This is a genomic window from Myxococcus sp. AB036A (assembly GCF_006547355.1).
GTDB classification, from domain to species: domain Bacteria; phylum Myxococcota; class Myxococcia; order Myxococcales; family Myxococcaceae; genus Myxococcus; species Myxococcus virescens.
Map to the genome: position 1 here is coordinate 42,822 of NZ_VHLC01000021.1, position 20,592 is coordinate 63,413.

A 20,592-nucleotide genomic window follows, 5' to 3' on the forward strand; every position below is an offset into this window, starting at 1 on the left:
CGACGCGGTGTTGTTGGTAGCCCGGCCGGTGGGTGGTGGACCAGGAACCGCCCCCCATGCAGGCCTTGACTGCCTAGGATAACGCACCGGAAAATGCAAGCGATTTAGAGCCCTTAGCCAGCCCCTGCTCCCCCATTACACCCCCGGAAACTCCTGCCTGTGTGGTCGCTCCTGAAGCGGTACTACCGCCCCCTCATCGTGGGCTTCCTGCTCCTTTCGCCGCTGGTGGCCTTCCTGCTCGGTGGCCGGAAGGGCAGGGAACCCAACTTCGTCGACCGGGCGATCATCGCCGTGGCGTCCCCCGTGCAACAGGGGCTGACGTCCGTCATTGAGGGTGGGGTGGCCGGGGTCCAGAACTACCTGGACCTCCGAGGCGTGCGGCAGGAGAATGACGCATTGCGCTTGGAGAACCTCCAACTGCGCGCGGCGGTGCAGTCCCTGGGGGAGTCACGGATGGAGAACGAGCGGCTGCGCAAGCTGCTCAACTACGCGGAGGCCGAGCCCGGGCCGGAAATCCCCGCGCGGGTGGTGGGCGTCAATCCGGTGGCGAAGCTGCTGTCGGTCCGCATCAGCAGTGGTGAGCAGCAGGGTGTGTTTCGCGGCATGTCCGTGGTGACGCCGGATGGAATCGTGGGACAGGTCATTCGGGCGACGGGCGGGTATGCGGATGTGGCGCTGGTGACGGACCCGCAGAGCCGGGTGGCGGTGCGTGTGCAGCGCTCGCGGGCCCGGGGCACGGCGGCGGGAACGGGAGGCGGGCCCCTGAAGTTGGAGAACATGCTGCGCACCGAGGATGTGGAGGACGGTGACCTCATCATCACCGCGGGTACGGACGGCATCTATCCGCCCGGTGTGGTGGTGGGACGCGTGACGAACCTGGAGAAGAAGGAGCACGGCATGTTCCAGGGCGCGGACATCGTTCCGGCGGTGGATACGAGCAAGCTGGAAGAGGTGTTGGTGGTGGGCAGCCCCTACAGCGCCATGGCGCCGGGCAGCGCCGCGGAGGGCGCGTCGAAATGAAGTTCCTGGTGTCCGTCGCACTGGCGCTGGCGTTGCTCACGCTGGAATCGGTCCTGGTGAAGCAGGCGGGTCTGGAGCTCGGCCGGATTGACGTCACCGTGGTGTTGGTGGCGTTCCTGGCCCTGCGGGCCTCGCTGCTCGAAGGGACCTTCTCCGCCTTCTCCGTGGGGTATCTGCTCGACCTGATGAGCGGGCAGCCCACCTGGCTCTACACCTTCCTGGCCGTGTTCATCTTCCTGGTGGGAAGGCTGGTGCCGACCTTCGTGGAGGTCCGGGGTCCGCTGGCCTTCGCCTTGTTCGCCATGGGCGCGGACGTGGGCCATTCGCTGCTGGCCACCTTCTTCACCTGGCTGACGGTGAAGGAGGACGGTCCGGGCTCGCAGCTGGCGGAGATGCCGCTGCAGGTGGCGCTCACGGGCCTCGCGGCGCTGGCGCTCTACCCCTTGCTGCGGCGCTTCGAGGCGTCTCAGGAGCGGCCCGCGGGGTTGCTGCGGTGACGCCACCCACCTTGGGTAACACGACGCCGGGGCGCGAGCTCAAGCGGCGCTTCCTGTGGCTGGGCCTGGCCATGGTGGCGGGCCTGGGGCTGATTTCCATCCAGCTCTACCGCCTGCAAATCACCCGGGGCGAGGAGTACGCCGCCAAGAGCGTGGCCAACTTCGTCAAGCAGGTGCGGCTGCGCGCCGACCGCGGCGTCATCAAGGACGCGCGCGGCACCATCCTGGTGGACAGCCGTCCGTCCTTCGACGCCTTCATCACCCCGGCCTTCTGCACCGACTGCTACGAGCAGGTCATCCCCCGCCTGGCGGAGCTGCTCCAGTGGGACCCGGACCAGCGCAAGAAGGTGGAGGACATGGTGCGCATGGGGCGGCGCAACGCCCCCTTCCAGCCGGTGCCGGTGCGCGTGGACCTGTCGCGCGACGAGTACGACCGGCTGGCCGCGCGCCGCGACATCCTGGACGGCGTGGAGGTGGCGCCCGTGCCGCACCGGCACTACCGCACCAACTCCGTGCTGTCGCACGTGCTGGGCTACATGAATGAAATCACCCAGGAGGAGCTGGAGCGCCTCAATGGCGACGGCGCCCGCTACGCCCTGGGGGACTACATTGGCCGGCGCGGGCTGGAGCGCTACTTCGAGCAGCGCCTGCGCGGCACCGACGGCGTGCGCAAGGAAGTGGTGAACGCGCGCGGGCAGACCATTGAAGAGCTGAACGACAAGCTGGGCGAAAACGCCGTGGTGTCGCCGCGTCCGGGCAGCAACCTGGTGCTGTCCATCGACATGCGGTTGCAGGAGGAGGCGGAGCGGGCCTTCCCCGGCGTGGCGGGGGCGGTGGTCGCCATCGACGTCAACACGGGCTTCATCCGCGCGCTGGTGTCGCGCCCGGGCTTCGACCCCAACCTGCTCACCGGCCGCGTGACGCCCGCGCAGATGGCGCTCCTGTCGAGAGATCCGCTGGACCCGATGATCAACCGCGTGGCCGCCGAGCACTACAGCCCGGGCTCCACCTTCAAGGTCGTCACCGCCCTGGCCGCGTTCAAGTCCGGCGCCTTCCGTCCGGAGACGGTGGTGAACTGCCCCGGTGGCTACCGCCTGGGCGCGCGCACCTGGCGTTGCCACAAGGATGCCGGGCACGGGCTCATGAATGGATACACCGCCATGAAGTCGTCGTGCGACACCTGGTACTACAAGGTGGCGGACACCATCGGCCTGGACCCCATCGGAGAGATGGGCAAGGCCCTGGGCCTGGGCAGCCCCACGGGCGTCAACGTGGTGGCGGAGGTGCCAGGCATCATGCCGACCAGCGCCTACCACGACAAGGCGTCGCCCGGCGGCTACACCAAGGGCATGGCGCTCAACAGCTCCATTGGTCAGGGCGACACCAACGTCACGCCGCTCCAACTCGCGCTGGTGTACGCGGCCATCGCCAACGGCGGTACCCTCTACAAGCCGCAGATGGTGAACCGTCTGGAGGACCTGGACGGGCAGACCATCGAGTCGTTCCAACCGGAGGTGGTGCGCAAGGTGGACCTGTCGCCCGCGCACCTCAAGGCGGTGGTGGACAGCCTGGTGGTGGTGGCGCACGAGCCGGGCGGCACCGCCTACCGCGCGCGCATGAATCACATGCGGGACAAGGACATCCTGGTGGCGTCCAAGACGGGCACCACGCAGGTGACCCGCCTGGGGGCGATTCGCTTGAAGAAGCACCAGATGAGCTACTTCGAGCGCGACCACGCCTGGTACGCGGGCTTCGCGCCGGCGGACAAGCCGGAGCTGGCCATCGTCGTGCTCAACGAGCACGGCGGCAGCGGCGGTGCGGACGCGGCGCCCACCGCGATGGCGGTGTTCCAGAAGTACTTCGATCTGAAGAAGGAGGACGCCACGGCGCCGCCGCCGCGTCCCAACCAGCCCTACACGCCGTCCTCCGTGACGCGCGCGCCCTCAGCCGACGAGGCGGCGCTGACGCGAAGGGTACGGCCACCGGCCCGGCTTCCGGGCGATGAAGAGGACCGCACGCGTGCAACTGCGGATTGAGCGCCGGATGGTGCCCCACATCCCCTGGGGCCTCATCTTCTCCGTGCTGGCGGTGTGCGGGCTGGGCATCTGGAACCTCGCCTCGGCGTCACGGCCGCCGCACTCGCCCGTCTGGGGCTCGCAGATGGCCTACCTGGGCATCAGCATGGTCGCCGTGCTGGTGGTGTGCCTGGTGGACTACCGGTGGATTCAGCGCATGGCGCTGCCCATCTACGTGGGCAACATCCTGCTGCTCATCGCGTTGCGCTTCTTCGGCCACACGGCCAAGGGCGCGGAGAGCTGGTTCGTCATCGGCCCGTTCCGCATGCAGCCCGCGGAGTTCATGAAGATTGGCGTCGTGCTGATGCTGGCCAAGGTCTATCACGATGACTTCCAGCCCAATGCGCCCTCCTACAGCCTGACGCGGCTGTGGAAGCCGGTGCTCGTCGTCTTCGTGCCCTTCGCGCTGGTGCTGGTGCAGCCGGACCTGGGCACCGCGCTGATGATTGGCCTGTCGTCGCTCACCATCATCCTCTTCGGGAAGGTGCGCTGGTACCTGGTGGCCACGCTGGTGGCGGGCGTGTTCGCCGCGGGCATCGTCATCTGGAATGACTACATCCGCGACGTGCCGGAGCCTCGGCCCACCATCGTCCGGCACCACCTGAAGAAGCACCAGAGCCAGCGCATCTCCGGCTGGCTGGACCCCGAGGCAGACCTGCGCGGCAGCGGCTATCACGCGGCGCAGTCGAAAATCGCGGTGGGCAGCGGCGGCGTGTCCGGCAAGGGCTGGCGCGAGGGCACCCAGACGGGCCTGCGCTTCCTGCCCGAGCAGCACACCGACTTCATCTTCTCCGTGTGGGCGGAGGAGCATGGCTTCGTCATGTGCATCGTCCTGCTGGTGCTCTACGGCGCCATCTTCATCTTCGGCCTGGGCGTGGGTTTCAACGCGCGTGACAGGTTCGGCGCCTTCGTCGCGGTGGGCGTCGTGGCGATGCTCTTCTGGCAGGTGTTCGAGAACATCGGCATGGTGATTGGCCTGCTGCCGGTGACGGGAATCACCCTGCCGTTGATGAGTTATGGCGGCTCATCCCTGCTTTCCGTGATGCTCAGCATCGGCTTGCTGGTGAACATCAGCATGCGCCGTCACATGTTCTGAGAAATTCCGGAATTTATCCTCGCGAGACGGGCGCAAGCGTTTCTCGGCGCGCGGCATGGGGTGGTGTATGAATCACCCCACCAACGCACGTGGAGGGCGAGCCCTCCCGGGCAGATGAGGACGCATCATGCAGAGGAAGGGTGGCCAGAAGGCAGTCGGGAGCACGCGGGTGGAGGCGCCGGTGCGCGCGCCCGCGCGAGCGCCAGCGCAGGTCGCGGCGCTGGCGAAGGAGGTCCGCCCCGCGGTGGTTCCGGCGCGTCCTGGTGGCAACGTGGCGGCGGTGAGTCCCGAGCCGAAAGCGACCTTCACGCCGTTGATTGAGATGAACCAGGGCGAGGCGGAGCACCGTCACTTCCCCCGCGCCCAGCTCGCCACGCGCTTCGAGGTGTGGGTGGATGACGAGGCGGGCGAGCGTCGCTTCGAGGCGAGCCTCGTGTCCGTCAACGTCAGCGTCAGCGGGGCGTTCCTGGAGAGCACCTTCTACTTGCCGCTGGGCACCGTGCTGGGCGTGCGCTTCGCGCTGGAGCCGGGCGCCGCGCCCGTGCAGGCGCGCGCGGAAATCGTGCGGGAGGAGCGGGGGAACGGGCCGGAGGGCCGCAGCGGCTTTGGCGTGCGCTTCCTCGACTTCAGCGGTCAGACGGAGGTGGCACTGGCGCGGCTCTTCGTGGGGATGCGGCTGAGGGCCTTCGCGGAGGACTACCTCAAGTCCCAGCGGGCTCGCTCCCTGCCCAACGAGGTGGAGCGCGTGGTGGACGTGCTGGCGGCCTGGGAGCTGCTCAAGGCGACGTCGTCCGTTTCCGACCCTTGGCAGGGCTGATGCGTTGGACCGGTCATCGCCCAGGGCCGTGGGCGGGTGTCCGGTGTGCAGGCACTCAGGCCGACTTGCTGCCCGAAATCTGGCGGCGGCGTTCGGCCTGGTAGTGCGCGGAGCACAGACCCTTCGAGCGCTGTTCGCGAGTACAGCCCTCCATGGTGCAACGGCGATCCAGTGAAACCAGGCTGGCGCCCGCCATCACCTTCGGCGGACGGCCGCGGCGCCGGCCCGCGGTGAGCGCGGTAGAGCTGGGCGAGGTGCTGCCCAGCCTGGGCATCCCGTCGTTGAGCGCGCGCAGCATGCCGCGTCCAATGGCGTCTCCCAAGGCTTCGGCCCAGTTCACCATGGCCGGCGTCAGCGGGACGGTGGACAATTCTTTGCGTGGACGTGCCATGAATACTCCAAGTGAAAACAGTCAGCCAACACAGACACTGCTATGTGCCTATTTGGCGGTTGAAGTCATCGCTGTCAATACAACCTTGGAGGGTCTGTCTTGACTCGTAAACGATCTCAAAAAATTGATGACAAGACTGCAAATGGATACGTGTTTCCCGTATGTCCTCATGGCACTGTGACACTCGCAGCGGTCGACCCGTCTGTCTCGGCGGGTGAACACGCGAAATATGAGAAGACGCTCAAGACGCTCCAGGAGCGCGTCTTCGAGCTGCAGATCCAGAACTACCTGGCGGGGCGAAAGGCCGTCATCGTCTTCGAGGGCTGGGACGCCTCCGGCAAGGGCGGCGCCATTCGCAGGCTCACCACGCTGATGGACCCGCGTGGTTACAAGGTCTGGCCCATCTCCTCGCCGTCAGAGGAGGAGCGCAGACACCATTACCTGTGGCGCTTCTGGCGCAAGACGCCGGGCGCGGGCGAGGTCTGCATGTTCGACCGGAGCTGGTACGGCCGGGTGCTGGTGGAGCGGGTCGAGGGCTTCGCGAAGCCGGCGGAATGGCGGCGCGCCTACGATGAAATCAATGCTTTTGAACACATGCTCACCGCGGACGGTGTGCGGATGGTGAAGTTCTTCATCCACATCGACAAGAAGACGCAGCTGCAGCGGTTTCGCGAGCGCGAGGCGGACCCGGCCAAGCGCTACAAGCTGGGGCCCGAGGACTGGCGGAACCGGGCGAAGTGGAAGAAGTACGAAGCGGCCATCCAAGAGATGCTGGACCGCACGCACCGCCCCGACGCGCCGTGGCACGTGGTGCCAGGGAACGACAAGCGCTACTCGCGGTTGGAGGTGCTCCGCCGCTGCGTGGAGTTGCTGAGCTGAGACAGGAGGAGGCCACGGGTGGTGCGCGGAAGAGCAGCAGGGGCTCTCTCGCGCGCCCGACCCCGCAGCGGCAAGTCTACGTCAGGGCCTTCTTCACGGCGTCTTCGATGCGGGCCTTGGGCACCGCGCCGACAATCTGCTCCACCACGCGGCCGCCCTTGAACAGGAGCAGGGTGGGGATGGAACGGATGCCGTACTCCTGGGGCGTGTCCTGGTTCTCATCGATGTTGAGCTTGGTGAACTTCACCTGCCCCTTGTACTGCGAGGCCAGCGCTTCGATGGAGGGCGCGATGGCGCGGCACGGCGCGCACCACGTCGCCCAGAAATCCACCAGCACGGGCTCCTGGGAGTCCAGGACCTGCTGCTTGAAGTCGCCATCCCCGATGTTCGTCACGTCCGCGCCTGCCATGGTGTCTCCTCGTGCCTGTCCGGGCACCTCCGCCGCGTGTAGTACGCGTCCGGTGGGCCTGCAAGGATCGGCCGGCCATCAGCCAATCTGGCGGCTCAGATGCGGATGGATGGCGCCTGTTTCAACCATTTCCCCCAAGCGTTCCCCCGGGGGAGGGGTGGCTGGTGTAAGCTGGAAGGCGTGACGAAGCTCTTCCTGCCCCAGACCCAGCTCGAGGAGTGGGCGCTGGCGGACAAAGCAGACCTGCGCGAAGGCCGGCTGGTGGTGATGGCGGAAGGCGGCGTGGCCTTCCCCCTCACGCCCGCGGTCCACTTCGTCCAGCTCGTGTCGGGCGAAGACACCCAGGGGTTGGTGGCCCGGGTGAAGACCGAGGAGCAACTTGCCCGACTGGGTGCCGAGCAGATGGCCGACTCGGTGCTGGTGGGGGACAACGCCTATGAGGTTGTTCCAGGGTATGTAGCGGAGGTCGCCGCCGGCGCGCCCAGGCCAGAGGGCGCGGACAAGAAACCGGACTCTGAAGCAGACCTTCTGGCTGCCTTCATCCTCAACAAGATGGGCTGATTCGCCCGTCTTCCGTGGTTATGAGCCTGCCCCTATGAGCCACACGCTCGTCTCGCTCGCCTGCCACGCCTATGGCATCGCCGCTGTCGTCTATCTGGCCTACCTGGTCCGCCAGTCCGAGGCCCTGGCCACGGCCGGGCGTGTGTTGGTGGGCGGTGGATTGGCGCTGCATGGCGTGGCGCTCTTCGAGTTGCTCGGGGTGCAGAGCGGGCGGCCGGTGGGCCTGGCGCAAGGCTTCTCCGCGCTGGCCTTCCTGCTGCTGGTCATCTTCCTGTTCCTGGATGTGCGCTACCGCCGGCCCGTCATCGGCGCCTTTCTCACGCCGCTGGCGCTGGCCGCGCTGCTGCCCGGTCTGCTGATGCAGGGCGGGCAAGCGCCGCTGCCTCCCGGGGTGCGTCAGCCGCTGTTGCCGCTGCACATCACCCTGGCGCTGATGGGGTTGGCCGCGTTCGCGGTCGCCGCGGGCGTGGGCGTCATGTACGTGCTCATGGAGCGGCAGGTGAAGGCGAAGCGCTTCGGGTTGCTGTTCTCCCGCCTGCCCTCCCTGGAGTTCCTGGACACGCTGAACCGGCGCCTGGTGGTGTGGGGCTTCCTGGCGCTGTCCATCACGCTCGCCACGGGGGCCTTCTTCGTGGGCACCGCGCCGGGCCCCTGGACCGTGGATGGGAAGACGCTGGCCACCCTCGTTGCGTGGGCGGTCTTCGCCGCGCTGCTGGTGGCGCGTTCCGTTGCGGGCTGGCGGGGGCGGCGGGTGGCCTTCCTCACCATGGCGGGGTTCTGCCTGGTCATGGTGTCCTTCCTGTCCTCGTATGACGTGTCGTCGCCCTCGGCGGCCATGAGGATGCCCTGAGTATGGAGCTCATTTGCATTGGCCTGTCCCACCGGACGGCGCCCCTCACCGTCCGCGAGCGACTGGCCTTGCCGGAGTCGCGTCAGGTGGACGTGCTCCAGCGGCTGGCCCAGGCGCCCGTGGAGGCCCTCTGGGTGTCCACCTGCAACCGCGTGGAGGTGTACCTGTTCGCGCCGGACGCGGCGATGGCGCGGCAGCGCGCGTTGACGGAACTGCAGGTGCTGGGCGGCGTGGAAGCCCTGGAGCACCTCTACGAGCACCAGGGCGAGGCGGCGCTGGTGCACCTGTTCCGCGTGGCCTGCAGCCTGGACTCCATGGTGCTGGGCGAGGCCCAGATTCTGGGCCAGGTGAAGGAAGCCTTCGAGCGGGGCCAGGGCGCGGGCGCGGTGCGCGGTGAGATGATGCGCGCGTGCGCGGCCGCCTTCAGCTGCGCCAAGCGCGTGCGCACGGAGACGGCCATTGGCCGCGCGGCCACATCCATGGCGGCGGCGGCGGTGCAGCTGGCCAGCAAGGTGTTCGACGGGCTCGCGGGCAAGACGGTGCTGGTGGTGGGCGCGGGGGAGATGGGCGAGCTGGCGGCGCGCCACCTGAAGCAGGCCGGTGCGTCGAAGCTCTACGTCACCAACCGCACCCTGTCGCGCGCGGAGGCGCTGGCGGCGGAGGTGGGCGGACAGGCGCGGCCCTTCGAGGAACTGCTCGGTCTGGTGGCCGCGGCGGACGTGGTGGTGTGCAGCACGGCGTCGCAGGCGCCGCTCTTCACGCGGGACAACGTGGGCGCGCTGGGGCGCGGACGCCGGGGGCGGCCGCTGTTCATGGTGGACCTGGCGGTGCCTCGCGACATCGATCCGGCGGTGGGCACGCTGGACTGGGTACATGCATACGACGTGGACGACATCCAGAAGTTCGTCGCGGACAACGCCGCGGCGCGCGCGGAAGAGGCGCAGAAGGCGGGCGTGCTCGTCGCGCAGGAAGTAGCGCGTTTCGTCAAGGAGCGTGCGCTGCGTGAGGGCACGCCGGTGCTGGCGCGACTGCGTCAGCGCGCGGAAGCCATTGCCCGCTCCGAGGTGGAGCGCACGCTGGGCGCCCTGGGCGACGGACTCAACGACAAGCAACGCAAGAGCATCGAGGCCATGGGCCGAGCCATCGTCAACAAGCTGCTGCATGAGCCCACCGCGCGGCTGCGCGCCGTGGGGCCGGAAGGGGAGGGCAACCGCCTGGCGGGTGCCGCCGCCGAGCTGTTCGGTCTGCTGGAGGAGGAGGTCGGCACCGCCGCCGCCGCGCCCTCCGTCATGGCCGCGCCAGTCCAGGTCGCCACGGGGGGCAAGTGATGACGCACGTGCGCATCGCCACCCGGCAGAGTCCCCTGGCGCTCTGGCAGGCGCGCCACGTGGGCGCGCTGCTGACCTCGCGGCATCCCGGTGTGGAAGTGACCCTGGTGGAGATGACCACCGAGGGCGACCGCTTCCTGTCCGCGCCGTTGTCCGCGGTGGGCGGCAAGGGCTTGTTCGTGAAGGAAATCGAACAGGCGCTGCTCGACGGCCGCGCGGACATCGCCGTGCACAGCCTCAAGGACATGACGTCCGTGTTCCCGGAAGGGCTGACGCTCGCGGCGGTGCCGGAGCGGGAGGATCCGCGCGACGTCTTCTGTGGCCTGGGCGGGCTGACGTTGGACACGCTTCCGCAGGGCGCGCGCGTGGGCACGTCGTCGCTGCGCCGGAGCTGCATCCTGCGCTCGCGCCGGCCGGACGTGGAGATCGTCAGCGTGCGCGGCAACGTGCAGACGCGCCTGGCGAGGACGCGGGAGCAGGGGCTCGCGGGGGCGCTGCTGGCCTACGCCGGACTCAAGCGCCTGGGTCTGGAGGACGTCATCACCCAGGTGCTGCCGCCCGAGGTGAGCCTGCCCGCGGTGGGGCAGGGCGTGCTGGCCATCCAGTGCCGCACGGACGATGCGCGCGTGCGCGCGCTGCTGGAGCCGCTGGAGCACGCCACCACGCGCATCGCCGTCACCGCCGAGCGCGCGCTGCTGGCGAAGCTGGAGGGGGGCTGCACCGTGCCCCTGGCCGGGCATGCCATCGTGTCGGGCGACACCGTCTTCCTGCGCGGACTCGTGGGCCGTCCGGATGGCACACACGTGGTGCGGGGCGAGGTGCGCGGCCCCGTGTCGCAGGCCCATGCACTGGGTGAATCCCTGGCGGATGACCTGCTGTCTCGTGGGGCGGCGGACATCTTGCGTGATTTCGCGCGCCGCTCCGAGGCGCGGGAGTCCTAGACTGCGGCTCACGTGGAACGGCGACTTGAAGGCAAGAGAGTCTTGGTGACGCGCCCGCGTGAGCGGGCCGAGGAGTTGTGCTTCCTCCTGGAGGATGAGGGCGCTGAAGTGCTGAGCGTGCCCCTTCTGGAATTGCATCCTCCGGAGGACCCACGTCCGCTCGCGTCAGCGGCCGAGCACATCCAGCGCTACACCTGGGTGGTGTTCGCGAGCCCGACCGGCGTGGATGCGCTGATGGAGGCCCTGCGCGAGGCGGGCACCCAGGACCGGATACAGCGGGTGAAGGTGGCCACCGTGGGGCCGCGCACGACGCGCGCCGCGGAGGGCTACGGCCTGGACGTGGTGGCCGAACCTTCCGAGGGCACGGGCGCGGCCCTGCTCAACCTCATCAAGGATGCGCTGCAACCGGGTGACGAAGTCCTGCTTCCCGCCGCCGAGGAAGGCCGGCGTGAGCTGGAAGACGGGTTGAGAGAGTACGGCCTCCTGGTGACGCGGGTGACGGCGTATCGCGCCACGCCCGCGCCCCTGCCACCGGAGTCGTTGGCCTTGCTGGATGCCTCACCGCCGGACGTCGTGCTCTTCGCTTCGCCGCGCACGGCCGAGGCCTTCGTGGAAGAGGCTGGACGCGAGCGTCTGGCCACCGCGCGGGTGGTGGCAATCGGTCCGACGACGGCGTCCGCCCTGGAGCGGCTGGGCGTGCCCGCAGCGGCCGTCGCGGAGCGGCCGACGCCAGAGGCCCTGGTGGATGCCGCCGTGCTCGCGGTGACGAGCACCGTGCACTGACGGTGGCGCGGCGCCGTGCCCGCACGGCCGCACGACGTGCCTGACAGCGGCTCCATGCCTGGCTGGTGGAGCGGAGGGCGCCAGGGGTGTTTTCCGCTCGGCGCACGGCCGTGTGCCGGAATGCGTCTGGTACGCTTCGGGGGCGCACTCCGGCGGGTGCCCGGGGTGAAAGGAGACGCGCTTGGTACAGCCAGTGAGCGGCGTGGGTGGCACTGCTCCGAAGAGCCGGGATGACTTCACCACGCTGTTCGTGCTGGAGGCGCTCGTTGCCCAGGGGCTGCTGCAACCCCAGCAGGCCCAGGAGGTGCTGGCCCGCGAGGGCGCCGCGCGCGCCCGGGTGCTCAAGGCCCACCAGGGGGGCACGGGGGGCAGCAAGGAGGCCGCGCGGTACGACGTATCTCCGGTGGAAATCGTGGCGGCGTTCCAGGTGCCGCTGTCCAACGGCCGAGGCGTGCTGGACGAGGACCGCGTCACGGAGGCTGCCGCGCGCGCCGCCGGCATGACCTACCGGAAGATTGACCCGCTCAAGCTCGACATGGCGCTGGCCACGCGCACCGTGTCCAGGCCCTATGCGCAGAAGCACGTGCTGCTTCCCCTGGAGCGCACCCCGCAGGGCCGGCTGCTGGTGGCGGTGGCCAACCCTTTCGACCGGGAGCTCTTCGAGAGCTTCCACCGCCTGACGGGGCTGCCGGTGGAGCCCGTCCTCAGCGCGAAGGCGGACATCCTCAAGTCCATCAGCGACATCTACGGCTTCAAGAAGACGCTGGCGCGCGCCGCCGACGACTTCAGCGCCGCCGCCGGAGCGCAGGTCGCCAACTTCGAGCAGCTCGTCTCCCTCAGCGGCACCCAGGAGTTGGAGGCGTCGGACCGGCCCGTGGTGCAGGCCGTGGATTACCTGCTGCGCTACGCCTTCGACAACCGTGCCTCGGACATCCACATCGAACCCAAGCGCACCACCAGCGTGGTGCGTCTGCGCATCGACGGCGTGCTGCATCCGGTGCACACGCTGCCGGCGCCGGTGCATCCGCCCATCGTCTCGCGCGTGAAGATGCTGGCGCGCATCGACATCTCCGAGCGCCGCAAGCCGCAGGACGGCCGCATCAAGACGGAGCGCGACGGCCGCGAGGTCGAACTCCGCGTGTCCACGCTGCCCACCGCGTTCGGCGAGAAGGTGGTCATCCGTATCTTCGACCCGGAGACGCTGGTGCAGGACATCGCCCAGCTCGGCTTCGAGCCCGACGAGAAGAGCGCCTTCGAGTCCTGGATTGACCAGCCGCACGGACTCATCCTCGTCACGGGCCCTACCGGTAGTGGCAAGACGACGACGCTTTACTCCGCGCTCAAGGCGCTGGCGGGCCCGGACGTCAACGTCACCACCATCGAAGACCCCATCGAAATGGTGTGGGACGCCTTCAACCAGGTGCAGGTGCAGCCCAAGGTGGGGCTCGACTTCGCCGGAGCGCTGCGCCACATCCTCCGCCAGGATCCGGATGTCATCATGGTGGGCGAGATTCGCGACCCGGAGACGGCGGAGAACGCGATTCAATCCGCGCTCACCGGCCACCTGGTGCTGTCCACGCTGCACACCAACGACGCGCTGGGCGCGGTGGCGCGCATGCGGGATTTGGGCGTGCCGTCCTTCCTCCTGGCGCAGAGCCTCCTGGGCGTCATGGCGCAGCGGCTGCTGCGCCGGGTGTGCAGTCATTGCGCGCAGGAGACGACGCTGACGCCGGACGAGCTGCTCGCGCTCCAGGCGCCCCTGCCGCTGCTGCCCGGTGGCGTGCGCCTGCTCAAGGGGACAGGGTGCGTGCGTTGCCGTGGCACTGGCTTCGTGGGCCGCACGGGCGTCTTCGAAATCGTCACCAGCGCGGGCGAGCTGAGAGACCTCATCGCCCGCGAGGCCCCCTATTCGCAGATGGTGGATGCGGCCCGGCGCTCCGGCATGCGGACGCTGCGCGAGGCCGCCGTGCGCAAGCTGGCCCAGGGCTTCACCGCCTTCGACGAGGTGGTGCGGATGACGACCGTCTGACGCATGACGGCCCGGCCCCCCACGAGGAGAGGCCGGGCCGCGAAGCCCTTCCGGCTGCCCCGGTGGGGCAGGGCGGTGGACTAGAAGCGCGCCTGGAGCATCGTGTTGAAGCCCAGCGCGTGCGGACGCTCGAAGCTCGGCTGCGCCACACCCGTCACGTCGTCCCGGAACGTGGTCCGGTTGGTGTCGTACGTGTAGTAGACCTCGCCAACGGCGGCGACGGAGTCGGACAGGTCCCAGCGGAACGTGGCCTTCGCGGAGTAGATGGGCTCCGCCTTGCACGCCGCGCCGCCGCGGCCACACGTCTCCGGAAGGATGCTGAGCTGGTTCACGTCACGCACCACGACGGTGCGCGTGCCGATGAGGTTCTCCGGCGGGTTGTTGCCGCCCAGCACCGGCGTGGGGCTGCGGAACGACGCCGGCTGCTGCACACCGATGATGAAGCCCGGCGTGAAGTGCAGCTTCGGCAGGTGGTAGTCAGCGCCCACCGCGAGGAACATCTCCGGCTTCAGCTCCGTGCCCTCCGGGAAGTCCTGGAACGGCGGGAAGCCCGGCACCTCGAACTGGATGAAGGACAGGCTGCGGTACAGGCCGAGGAGGCTGACGCGGAGCAGGTCGTACTTCGCGCGCGCCTGCAGGGCCACGGCGGTGGCGCCCTGCGGCTTGGTGGCGCCGAAGTCGTTGGGCTTCTCGAGCGTCTGCGACAGGTAGCTGCCTTCCAGCGACACGGTGTACGACAGGCCGCCCGGGTACTGCTCCGGCGCGAAGAAGCGCTGATAGATGTCCGGGTCGTTCTTGTAGAGCCGGAAGTCCACGCTGGTGCCGACGGGCACACCCACGTGGTAGACGATTTGTCCGGACACGCCCGCGGCGTTCACCGGCGCTTCCACGCCGAGCGTCGCCAGGCCGGGCACCAGGCCCTTCTGGAAGTAGCCGCCGCCCGCCTCGACGCGCAGCGTCTCCAGGATGTCCCAGCCCGCGCCGGCCATGAGGCCGTACTTGGTCTCTTCCTCGCGGATGAGCTCGTTCTGCATGAGCGCCGTCTTGCCGCCGACGTACGCGTACCAGTTGTCACGGGTGATCTGCAGCTTGCCACCGGGCACGCCGTTGGTGGCGGCGCGGGTGGTGAACACGCCGCTGCCACCCCAGGAGATGCGGTACGCATAGCCCAGACGGAAACGGTCCGCGGACACCGGGAAGCCGACGAGCGAGATGCCTTCCTTCTCGCTCCAGCCCGGCGGCTGGTAGTTGAGGCGGATGTAGCTGGAGTTGTCGCGGATGTCGACGCCGCCCGAGGGCCGCTCGAGCACCAGCAGCGTCAGCGCCGCTTCGGTCGTCAAACCCTCGAAGAAGGCCGGTGCCCGCTTGTAGAGCACCACGTTCGACAGGGACTCGAAGCCGGAGAACCGGGTGTTGAAGTTGTCGTAGAACTGCGTGTTCTGGTTGCCGGCGCCGAACCGTGCATCGGGGCTGTTCGGCGTCGTCTCACCAGAGCCCGCGAGCACGTTGTCGTCCGCGAAGACGAACGACAGACGGGTGTCCACGAAGTCACTGGCCCACGCGGGCGCACTCAGGGAAATCAGGCCGGTCAGGGCCAGCTTCTGCAGCGTTTTCAATGTCCCTCTCCACGGAGCGGCCCAAGGGACCGCTCCTCCCTGCTTCCCGTCACCGGGTCGCGAGAATCATCAGAAGACTACGGATTGACGCAAGGCCGGATCGGTCGCGGGCACTCCATGCCCGGGCCGGGGTAGCAGCAGATGTCGTCCACGTCGCGAGGCAGCACGTTCCACCGGGGGCGGGCGGCGCTCACCTGCCGCAGGTGGCCCACGACGTCGAAGGTGGCCGCATGCAGATTGCGGCACTGCTGGGCCGCCTCCGCGTTCGGGTCATCCTCGCGGCAGTCGGGGACCAGGTCCGGCACCGCGTCCTTGGTGACCAGGTTGATGCGCGTGCGCGCGTCCGCCGCCACCTTGCAGGTGAGGGTGCCGTCCTCGCGGTTCTGGACGGAGGCGTACACGACGCCCTCACCCGCGGCCATGGTGTGCTGCAGCGGAGTCTGGGCTGCCAGCGCCACCGGCGTGCCGTTGGCGCCAAAGCGCACGTTGGCCGCCTTGTCGCACGACACGTTGACGCGCTGATCCCTGCTGAACGTGTCCGACTGGGCCCAGTTGACGATGGTGGGGTCCGCGTTGACGGAGGCGGTGAACGTCTGGATGCGCCCGGGGACGGATTCGTCCAGGCCCGCCGAGGCGGCGCCGGTGGGGTTCATCTCCACGACGAACTGGCCGAAGCCGTTGTACGTGTTGCGCTCGGCGCAGTGGACACCCGCGAACTGGCCAATGCCCATGGTGCAGTCGATGTTGCACTGCCGCTCGGCGATGTCCGGATCGTTCGGGTTGTCCGTGCCGCAGCTTCCCCACGTTCCCGCGCGGGTGTTGGGGCAGAAGAAGGGGACGGTGCCGTTGCCGTTGGCGTCACAGTTGTGGAAGACGCGCGGGAACTTCACCCGGCTGAGCTTCACCAGTGACGACTCCAGGCTCTCCATCTTGTAGTTGCCGTAGCTGTAACCACACAGCGGGTCCGTCATGTAGAGCGAGCCGCTGTAGCCGCACAGTCGGCCGTTGATCTCCACCGGCGGCGACAACTTCAGATACTTGTCCCACTCCGTCTGGGGCAGCAGCCGGACGCGCTCGCGCACCGTCCACGCGGGGAAGGTGAGCTGCGTGGTGGCGGTGAACTCCTGCACGGAGCCGGACACCGACCACAGCAGGTCGCCCGGGTCCAGCCCTTCGGGGAAGGAGTAGTTGTAGACGTAGAGCGAGTTGAAGCGGCCGGGATAGTAGCCGTCCGGCTCACCCGTCTGGATGTTGGCGCCCGGGACGCTGTTCTCGCCCACGCGGCAGGCCGTCATGTCCGTGACGAAGAAGCCGCCCGGGTCCGTGCCCGTCACCAGCAGCGTCACCGGCTGCTTGTCGTTCGGGTCGCCCTCGGCGCAGTTCTGCAGCAGCGGTGGGCCGGCCTCCGGGTTGCGCCCGATGCGCATGTACGTCCCGGCGTACGCGGTGAGCTGATCGCTGTTCTGCGGAACCTGGACCGTGGAGATGGTCGGCTCCTCGAACTTCATCATCCGCGACAGGCCGGTGGCGTTCGTGCGCGTCGCCGGCTCCTGGGGCAGCTCGCCGGGGATGACCTGCCCGTCGGCGTAATCCACCTGGGGCGGCTCGTCCTGCACCCAGACGTGGGCGTCGCCGTAGAGCTGGCCGGAGCGCACCGTGCCGGTGCCCCGGCCGTTGGTGAGCTGGGTCCAGCGGTAGCGGTACTCGCCCATCAGGTTGCCCGGCACCGTGCGGAAGGACACCGGCCCGTTGAACGACTCCATGGGCTGGCCCTTCGCGTCCAGGGCGAGGATCTCCACGTCGAAGTCCACCGGCGTCCGGGGCATGGTCAGCCGGCAGTCCGCCGTGCCGCGAACCTCCAGCGGCACCTTGTCCTGGCCGCCGTGCGCGGTGGCGCACTCATTCACCACCGGCAGCGGGGTACGCGTGCCGCCGGTGTAGATGCCCGTGAGGTTGACGCGGAACGAGGCGACGCCATCAGGCTGAGGCGTGTCCTGGGTGTAACAGCCGGCCGCCGCCAGGGCCGACAGGAAGAGCAGGCGCTTCATTTACTTCACCCTCCGGCCGATACGGGAATCCTCAACCGCGTCCGCGATGGACACGGAGGTGGGGTTCTCACAGAAGTTCCGCAGCTGGTTCGTCACCGTGCCGCAGATGGGGTTGTTGCCCGCCAGCACATCCCGGCAGCTGCAGCGGCCTGTGTACGGACCCTCCGGCACGTTGCACTGGCTCTGGATGTCCTCGGCCGTCAGGCCCGGCACGCCGCAGCGCTCCGCGGCGTCCGAGGGGAGCGACAGCAGATCCTTGCAGGCGCAGCTACCCACCTGCTTGTCCAGCGCGGCCTTGAAGTCGGCGGCGGCGCGGCAGGAGCCCACCACCTGTTCGTTCACCGTCCAGCGGCCGTTGACGAGGTTGCCGCAGTAGTGGCCCGACTTGGACGTCTCGCGGCCGGCGAGGATGTCCTCGCAGGTGCAGAAGCCCTGCATGTAGCCGATGAGCGAGTCGCGCAGCGAGATGCCCGTCTCGATGCGGGTGGTGTTGCGCTTGAGGACGTTGAAGCCCGAGCCACCCTTGGCGATGTAGTCGTTGACGGCGATCTTGTACGTGCCGGTGATGTCCAGCGGCTTGCCGTTGATCTGGATGTTGGTGCCCGGGTGCGCGTAGCAGCGGCCCACGCTGGCGTCGCTGCTCTGGTCCACCAGGCACTGCCACGGCGCATGACCCTGACGGTCCTGGTTGGGGCAGTCCGTGCCGTTGAGCTCCGGGTTGCAGGGGGTCTGCAGGTCGTTCACCTGCACCTGGGCGCAGTCCATGGTGAAGCGGGCGCCGGAGATCTGCGCCTGGCTGACGCAGCCGCGCTCCGCGGAGCGCTCGGTGACGAAGTCGAACATCTCCTGCATCTCCTTGCCGGAGAGGTACATGATGTTGATGGTGTTCTCGAACGGGAACACGTTGAACATCGACTCCTGGCTCACCACGCCCGCGTAGAGGTTGTCGCGGATGCCCAGCGAGTTGGTGAGCGCCATCTCCGCCTCGACGCGGCGGCGCTTGCGCATGGAGTCCGCGGCGATGTTGCCCAGCGGCGAGTCACCACCCGTGGAGTTGTTGCGGCGCTGCACGTCGCGCGGCGCGTAGGAGAAGATGGACGTCAGCTGGAAGTTGAAGTCCATGCCCAGGATGTACGGCTGGAGCAGATGCGTGGTCATCCGGTCCTCCTGGTTCTTGCACGCCTGGATGGCCTGACGGACGCGCTCGTCGCCGAGGAACTGGCCCTCCTCCCAGAACACGCTGCTGTCGTGGCGGAAGCGGCGCATGGCGTCGTCGCACCACAGGGCGTCCATGGGGAACACGCGGTAGTCCTGGCTGATGATTTCGCCGCCCTCACCGGTGCCGAGCACCTCGGGCATCTTCACCACCAGCTCCAGCCGGCCCACGTACTTGGCGAACGCACCAGAGTGCGCGAGCACCACCTTGCGGCCCGCGGGGTCGGTGAGCAGCTGCGGCGGGTTGAGCACGACGTGCAGGTGGCCACCCATCACCGCGTCCACGCCCACCACGCCGGGGATGCGCACGCGCACCACGGACTTGTCGTCCCCTTCGGGGCCGAACCACTCCAGCACCTGCCAGGGCTCCTTCTGGCGCTGCACGTAGGCCTTGGCGCGGGAGTACTCGTAATAGGCCTCGTAGCCCTGGATGACGTCCTGGTCCTCATGGAGGCCCAGGTGGCTGACCAGCACGATGAGGTCGGTGACGGGGCGCAGCAGGTCCACGTAGGCGCGCGCCACCTCGTTCTGCTCCAGCGGCGTCACCTGGAGGCTGTTGCCACCTTCGACGATGGAGTTGAGCGAGGAGATGTTGGCCATGCCGATGATGGCCACCCGGAGGCCCTTCACGTTGCGGATGGTGTACGGCTCCACTTCCAGGGCCGTCTGGTGGTTGCCGTTCGCCCGCCAGTCGTCCCAGAAGTAGTTGGCCGCCAGCAGCGGGAACGTCGCGTGCTGCTGCGCCATCTGGGTGAAGTTGAGGAGGCCCGCGTCGAACTCGTGGTTGCCCACGACCGCCGCGTCGAGCCGCGCTTCGGAGAGGAACTTGAACTCCACCTCGCCGGTGTTGAGGTTGAAGATGGGCGCGCCCTGGAAGCAGTCGCCCGAGTCCACGTGCAGCACACGCTCGCCCTGGGAGCGCTCGCGCTTGAGCAACGCCCCCATGCGCGTGGCGCCGCCGAAGGGACCCGCTTCCGGGATGGTCCCCAGGTCCACGTCCGTCTTCAACGGCGTGAAGTCATAGGGGATGAGGCGCGAATGGATGTCCGAGGTATGAAGGAGCGTCAGACGCACCTCCTGCCCCTCGAGGTTGTAGTCCTGGCCTTCCAGCACCGGCATGCACGAAGCAGATGCCAGGGCGCAGCAGAGGCCGAGCAGGAGGCGACGCATCAAGAGAATTCCGTGTTTCGGGAGGGAGACAGCGGTAAAGCGGGCGCAAGGTACGGGATCAAGCTTTGTCGGGCAAGCAACGCCACCATGGTGGGCCAGGTTCCTGCCATCGGCGTTCCTACTCCACAGGAGAGCAGGCGGACATGCGGCAGCGTCATTCCAGTGTGACTGACATCGAGATCATCGAGGATTTCTCGTCTACCGCGAGATGCGACGAGGGCTTTCTCAGGGTTCGGCGGCTGCGCTGCCGCAACCGGCGCGCGGACGGTTCTTCCTCTCCCGTATACCGCGTGGACGTGGTGGACCGGCCCCGGTTGGACGCGGTGGCGGTGCTCGTCTATCGCCGCGGTGCGTCAGGCATGGAGGTCCTGACGCGGATGAACCTCCGGCCCGCGGCGTATTTCCGGAAGGACAGCCGGGACGCGATGACCGTCCCAGACCCTGCGTCTGGCTACTTGCGCGTGGAAGAAATCGTCGCGGGACTGCTGGAACCGGAGGACAAGGGCGAGGAAGGCCTGCGTCGCCGCGCCGCGGCAGAGGTGCATGAGGAGGCCGGGTTCAACGTGAAGCCAGAGGACATCCGGCTGTTGGGCGGCGCCTTCTTCCTGGCGCCGGGCATCCTGTCCGAAAAGGTGTTTCCCGCCGCGGTGGACGTCACCGACCTGTCACCCGAGGAGCCCGAAGGGGATGGTTCGCCTCTAGAGGAGGGCACGCAACTGCACTGGCGTCCCATCCAGGACGTGTTGGACGCGTGCCGGCGCGGTGACATCCCGGATGCGAAGACGGAAGTCGCGTTGACGCGGCTGCTCGCCCTGCAGGCCTGAAGGGCGCGCATTGTTTTCGCACGGGCGTGTGCCGGGGTAGGGT

18 protein-coding genes are annotated in these 20,592 nt (G+C 68.4%); 13 read left to right on the top strand and 5 right to left on the bottom strand.

Annotated features, from left to right (window positions below):
• The first annotated feature begins 159 nt into the window (after positions 1–159).
• The 5 genes from mreC to FL344_RS11465 all read left to right on the top strand — a co-directional run bounded on the left by mreC (position 160) and on the right by FL344_RS11465 (position 5,505).
• Entirely contained in the window at positions 160–1,020 is an 861-nt protein-coding gene (gene mreC, locus FL344_RS11445; RefSeq protein ID WP_011552715.1) for a rod shape-determining protein MreC, read from the top strand.
• Positions 1,017–1,517: a hypothetical protein gene (locus FL344_RS11450; RefSeq protein WP_090489146.1), complete on the top strand. Its 501-nt coding sequence runs from the start codon at positions 1,017–1,019 to the stop codon at positions 1,515–1,517. The genes mreC and FL344_RS11450 overlap by 4 nt, the downstream gene beginning before the upstream one ends.
• A complete protein-coding gene (mrdA, locus tag FL344_RS11455; RefSeq protein ID WP_141618540.1) occupies positions 1,514–3,553 on the top strand; it encodes a penicillin-binding protein 2 in 2,040 nt (679 codons plus the stop codon). The genes FL344_RS11450 and mrdA overlap by 4 nt, the downstream gene beginning before the upstream one ends.
• 7 nt (positions 3,554–3,560) lie before the next feature.
• A complete protein-coding gene (rodA, locus tag FL344_RS11460) occupies positions 3,561–4,688 on the top strand; it encodes a rod shape-determining protein RodA (protein ID WP_141589134.1) in 1,128 nt (375 codons plus the stop codon).
• Between the two features lie 127 nt (positions 4,689–4,815).
• Positions 4,816–5,505 (top strand): PilZ domain-containing protein, encoded by a 690-nt coding sequence (locus tag FL344_RS11465; RefSeq protein ID WP_141618541.1) that lies wholly within the window; start codon positions 4,816–4,818, stop codon positions 5,503–5,505.
• Positions 5,506–5,560: 55 nt separating this feature from the next.
• Here FL344_RS11465 and FL344_RS11470 read toward each other — a convergent pair whose 3' ends face one another.
• Positions 5,561–5,896: a hypothetical protein gene (locus FL344_RS11470; RefSeq protein ID WP_090489138.1), complete on the bottom strand. Its 336-nt coding sequence runs from the start codon at positions 5,894–5,896 to the stop codon at positions 5,561–5,563.
• A gap of 177 nt (positions 5,897–6,073) precedes the next feature.
• Here FL344_RS11470 and FL344_RS11475 point away from each other — a divergent pair, with 177 nt between their 5' ends.
• Complete coding sequence (locus FL344_RS11475; protein ID WP_228564956.1) at positions 6,074–6,775, top strand: polyphosphate kinase 2 family protein; 702 nt, start codon at positions 6,074–6,076, stop codon at positions 6,773–6,775.
• 76 nt (positions 6,776–6,851) lie between these two features.
• Here FL344_RS11475 and trxA read toward each other — a convergent pair whose 3' ends face one another.
• A complete protein-coding gene (gene trxA, locus FL344_RS11480; protein WP_090489134.1) occupies positions 6,852–7,184 on the bottom strand; it encodes a thioredoxin in 333 nt (110 codons plus the stop codon).
• A 99-nt stretch (positions 7,185–7,283) separates the two neighbouring features.
• Between trxA and FL344_RS11485 the strand changes: the two genes are divergently transcribed.
• The 6 genes from FL344_RS11485 (at position 7,284) to FL344_RS11510 (ending at position 13,676) form a co-directional block, all read left to right on the top strand.
• Positions 7,284–7,745, top strand: a complete 462-nt coding sequence (locus tag FL344_RS11485) for a hypothetical protein (protein ID WP_090489132.1) — start codon at positions 7,284–7,286, stop codon at positions 7,743–7,745.
• Between the two features lie 34 nt (positions 7,746–7,779).
• Positions 7,780–8,595 (top strand): inner membrane protein YpjD, encoded by an 816-nt coding sequence (locus FL344_RS11490; protein ID WP_141589085.1) that lies wholly within the window; start codon positions 7,780–7,782, stop codon positions 8,593–8,595.
• Between the two features lie 2 nt (positions 8,596–8,597).
• The gene (hemA, locus tag FL344_RS11495) at positions 8,598–9,923 is read left to right on the top strand and encodes a glutamyl-tRNA reductase (protein WP_141589084.1); all 1,326 of its coding nucleotides are present in this window, start codon (positions 8,598–8,600) and stop codon (positions 9,921–9,923) included.
• A complete protein-coding gene (gene hemC / locus FL344_RS11500; protein WP_141618543.1) occupies positions 9,920–10,864 on the top strand; it encodes a hydroxymethylbilane synthase in 945 nt (314 codons plus the stop codon). Before hemA ends, hemC begins: the two co-directional genes overlap by 4 nt.
• A gap of 12 nt (positions 10,865–10,876) precedes the next feature.
• Complete coding sequence (locus FL344_RS11505) at positions 10,877–11,647, top strand: uroporphyrinogen-III synthase (protein WP_141589082.1); 771 nt, start codon at positions 10,877–10,879, stop codon at positions 11,645–11,647.
• Positions 11,648–11,828: 181 nt separating this feature from the next.
• Positions 11,829–13,676, top strand: a complete 1,848-nt coding sequence (locus FL344_RS11510) for a GspE/PulE family protein (protein ID WP_141618544.1) — start codon at positions 11,829–11,831, stop codon at positions 13,674–13,676.
• An 80-nt stretch (positions 13,677–13,756) separates the two neighbouring features.
• Here the strand turns inward: FL344_RS11510 and FL344_RS11515 are convergent, their stop codons facing one another.
• From FL344_RS11515 to FL344_RS11525, 3 genes are all read right to left on the bottom strand, one after another.
• A complete protein-coding gene (locus FL344_RS11515) occupies positions 13,757–15,292 on the bottom strand; it encodes a hypothetical protein (RefSeq protein ID WP_011552729.1) in 1,536 nt (511 codons plus the stop codon).
• 77 nt (positions 15,293–15,369) lie between these two features.
• The gene (locus FL344_RS11520) at positions 15,370–17,340 is read right to left on the bottom strand and encodes a hypothetical protein (protein WP_141618545.1); all 1,971 of its coding nucleotides are present in this window, start codon (positions 17,338–17,340) and stop codon (positions 15,370–15,372) included.
• On the bottom strand, positions 17,341–19,725 hold the full coding sequence (locus tag FL344_RS11525) for a bifunctional UDP-sugar hydrolase/5'-nucleotidase (RefSeq protein WP_141618546.1): 2,385 nt from the start codon (positions 19,723–19,725) through the stop codon (positions 17,341–17,343).
• A 143-nt stretch (positions 19,726–19,868) separates the two neighbouring features.
• Between FL344_RS11525 and FL344_RS11530 the strand changes: the two genes are divergently transcribed.
• Entirely contained in the window at positions 19,869–20,549 is a 681-nt protein-coding gene (locus FL344_RS11530; protein WP_141618547.1) for an NUDIX hydrolase, read from the top strand.
• Positions 20,550–20,592 lie beyond the last annotated feature (43 nt).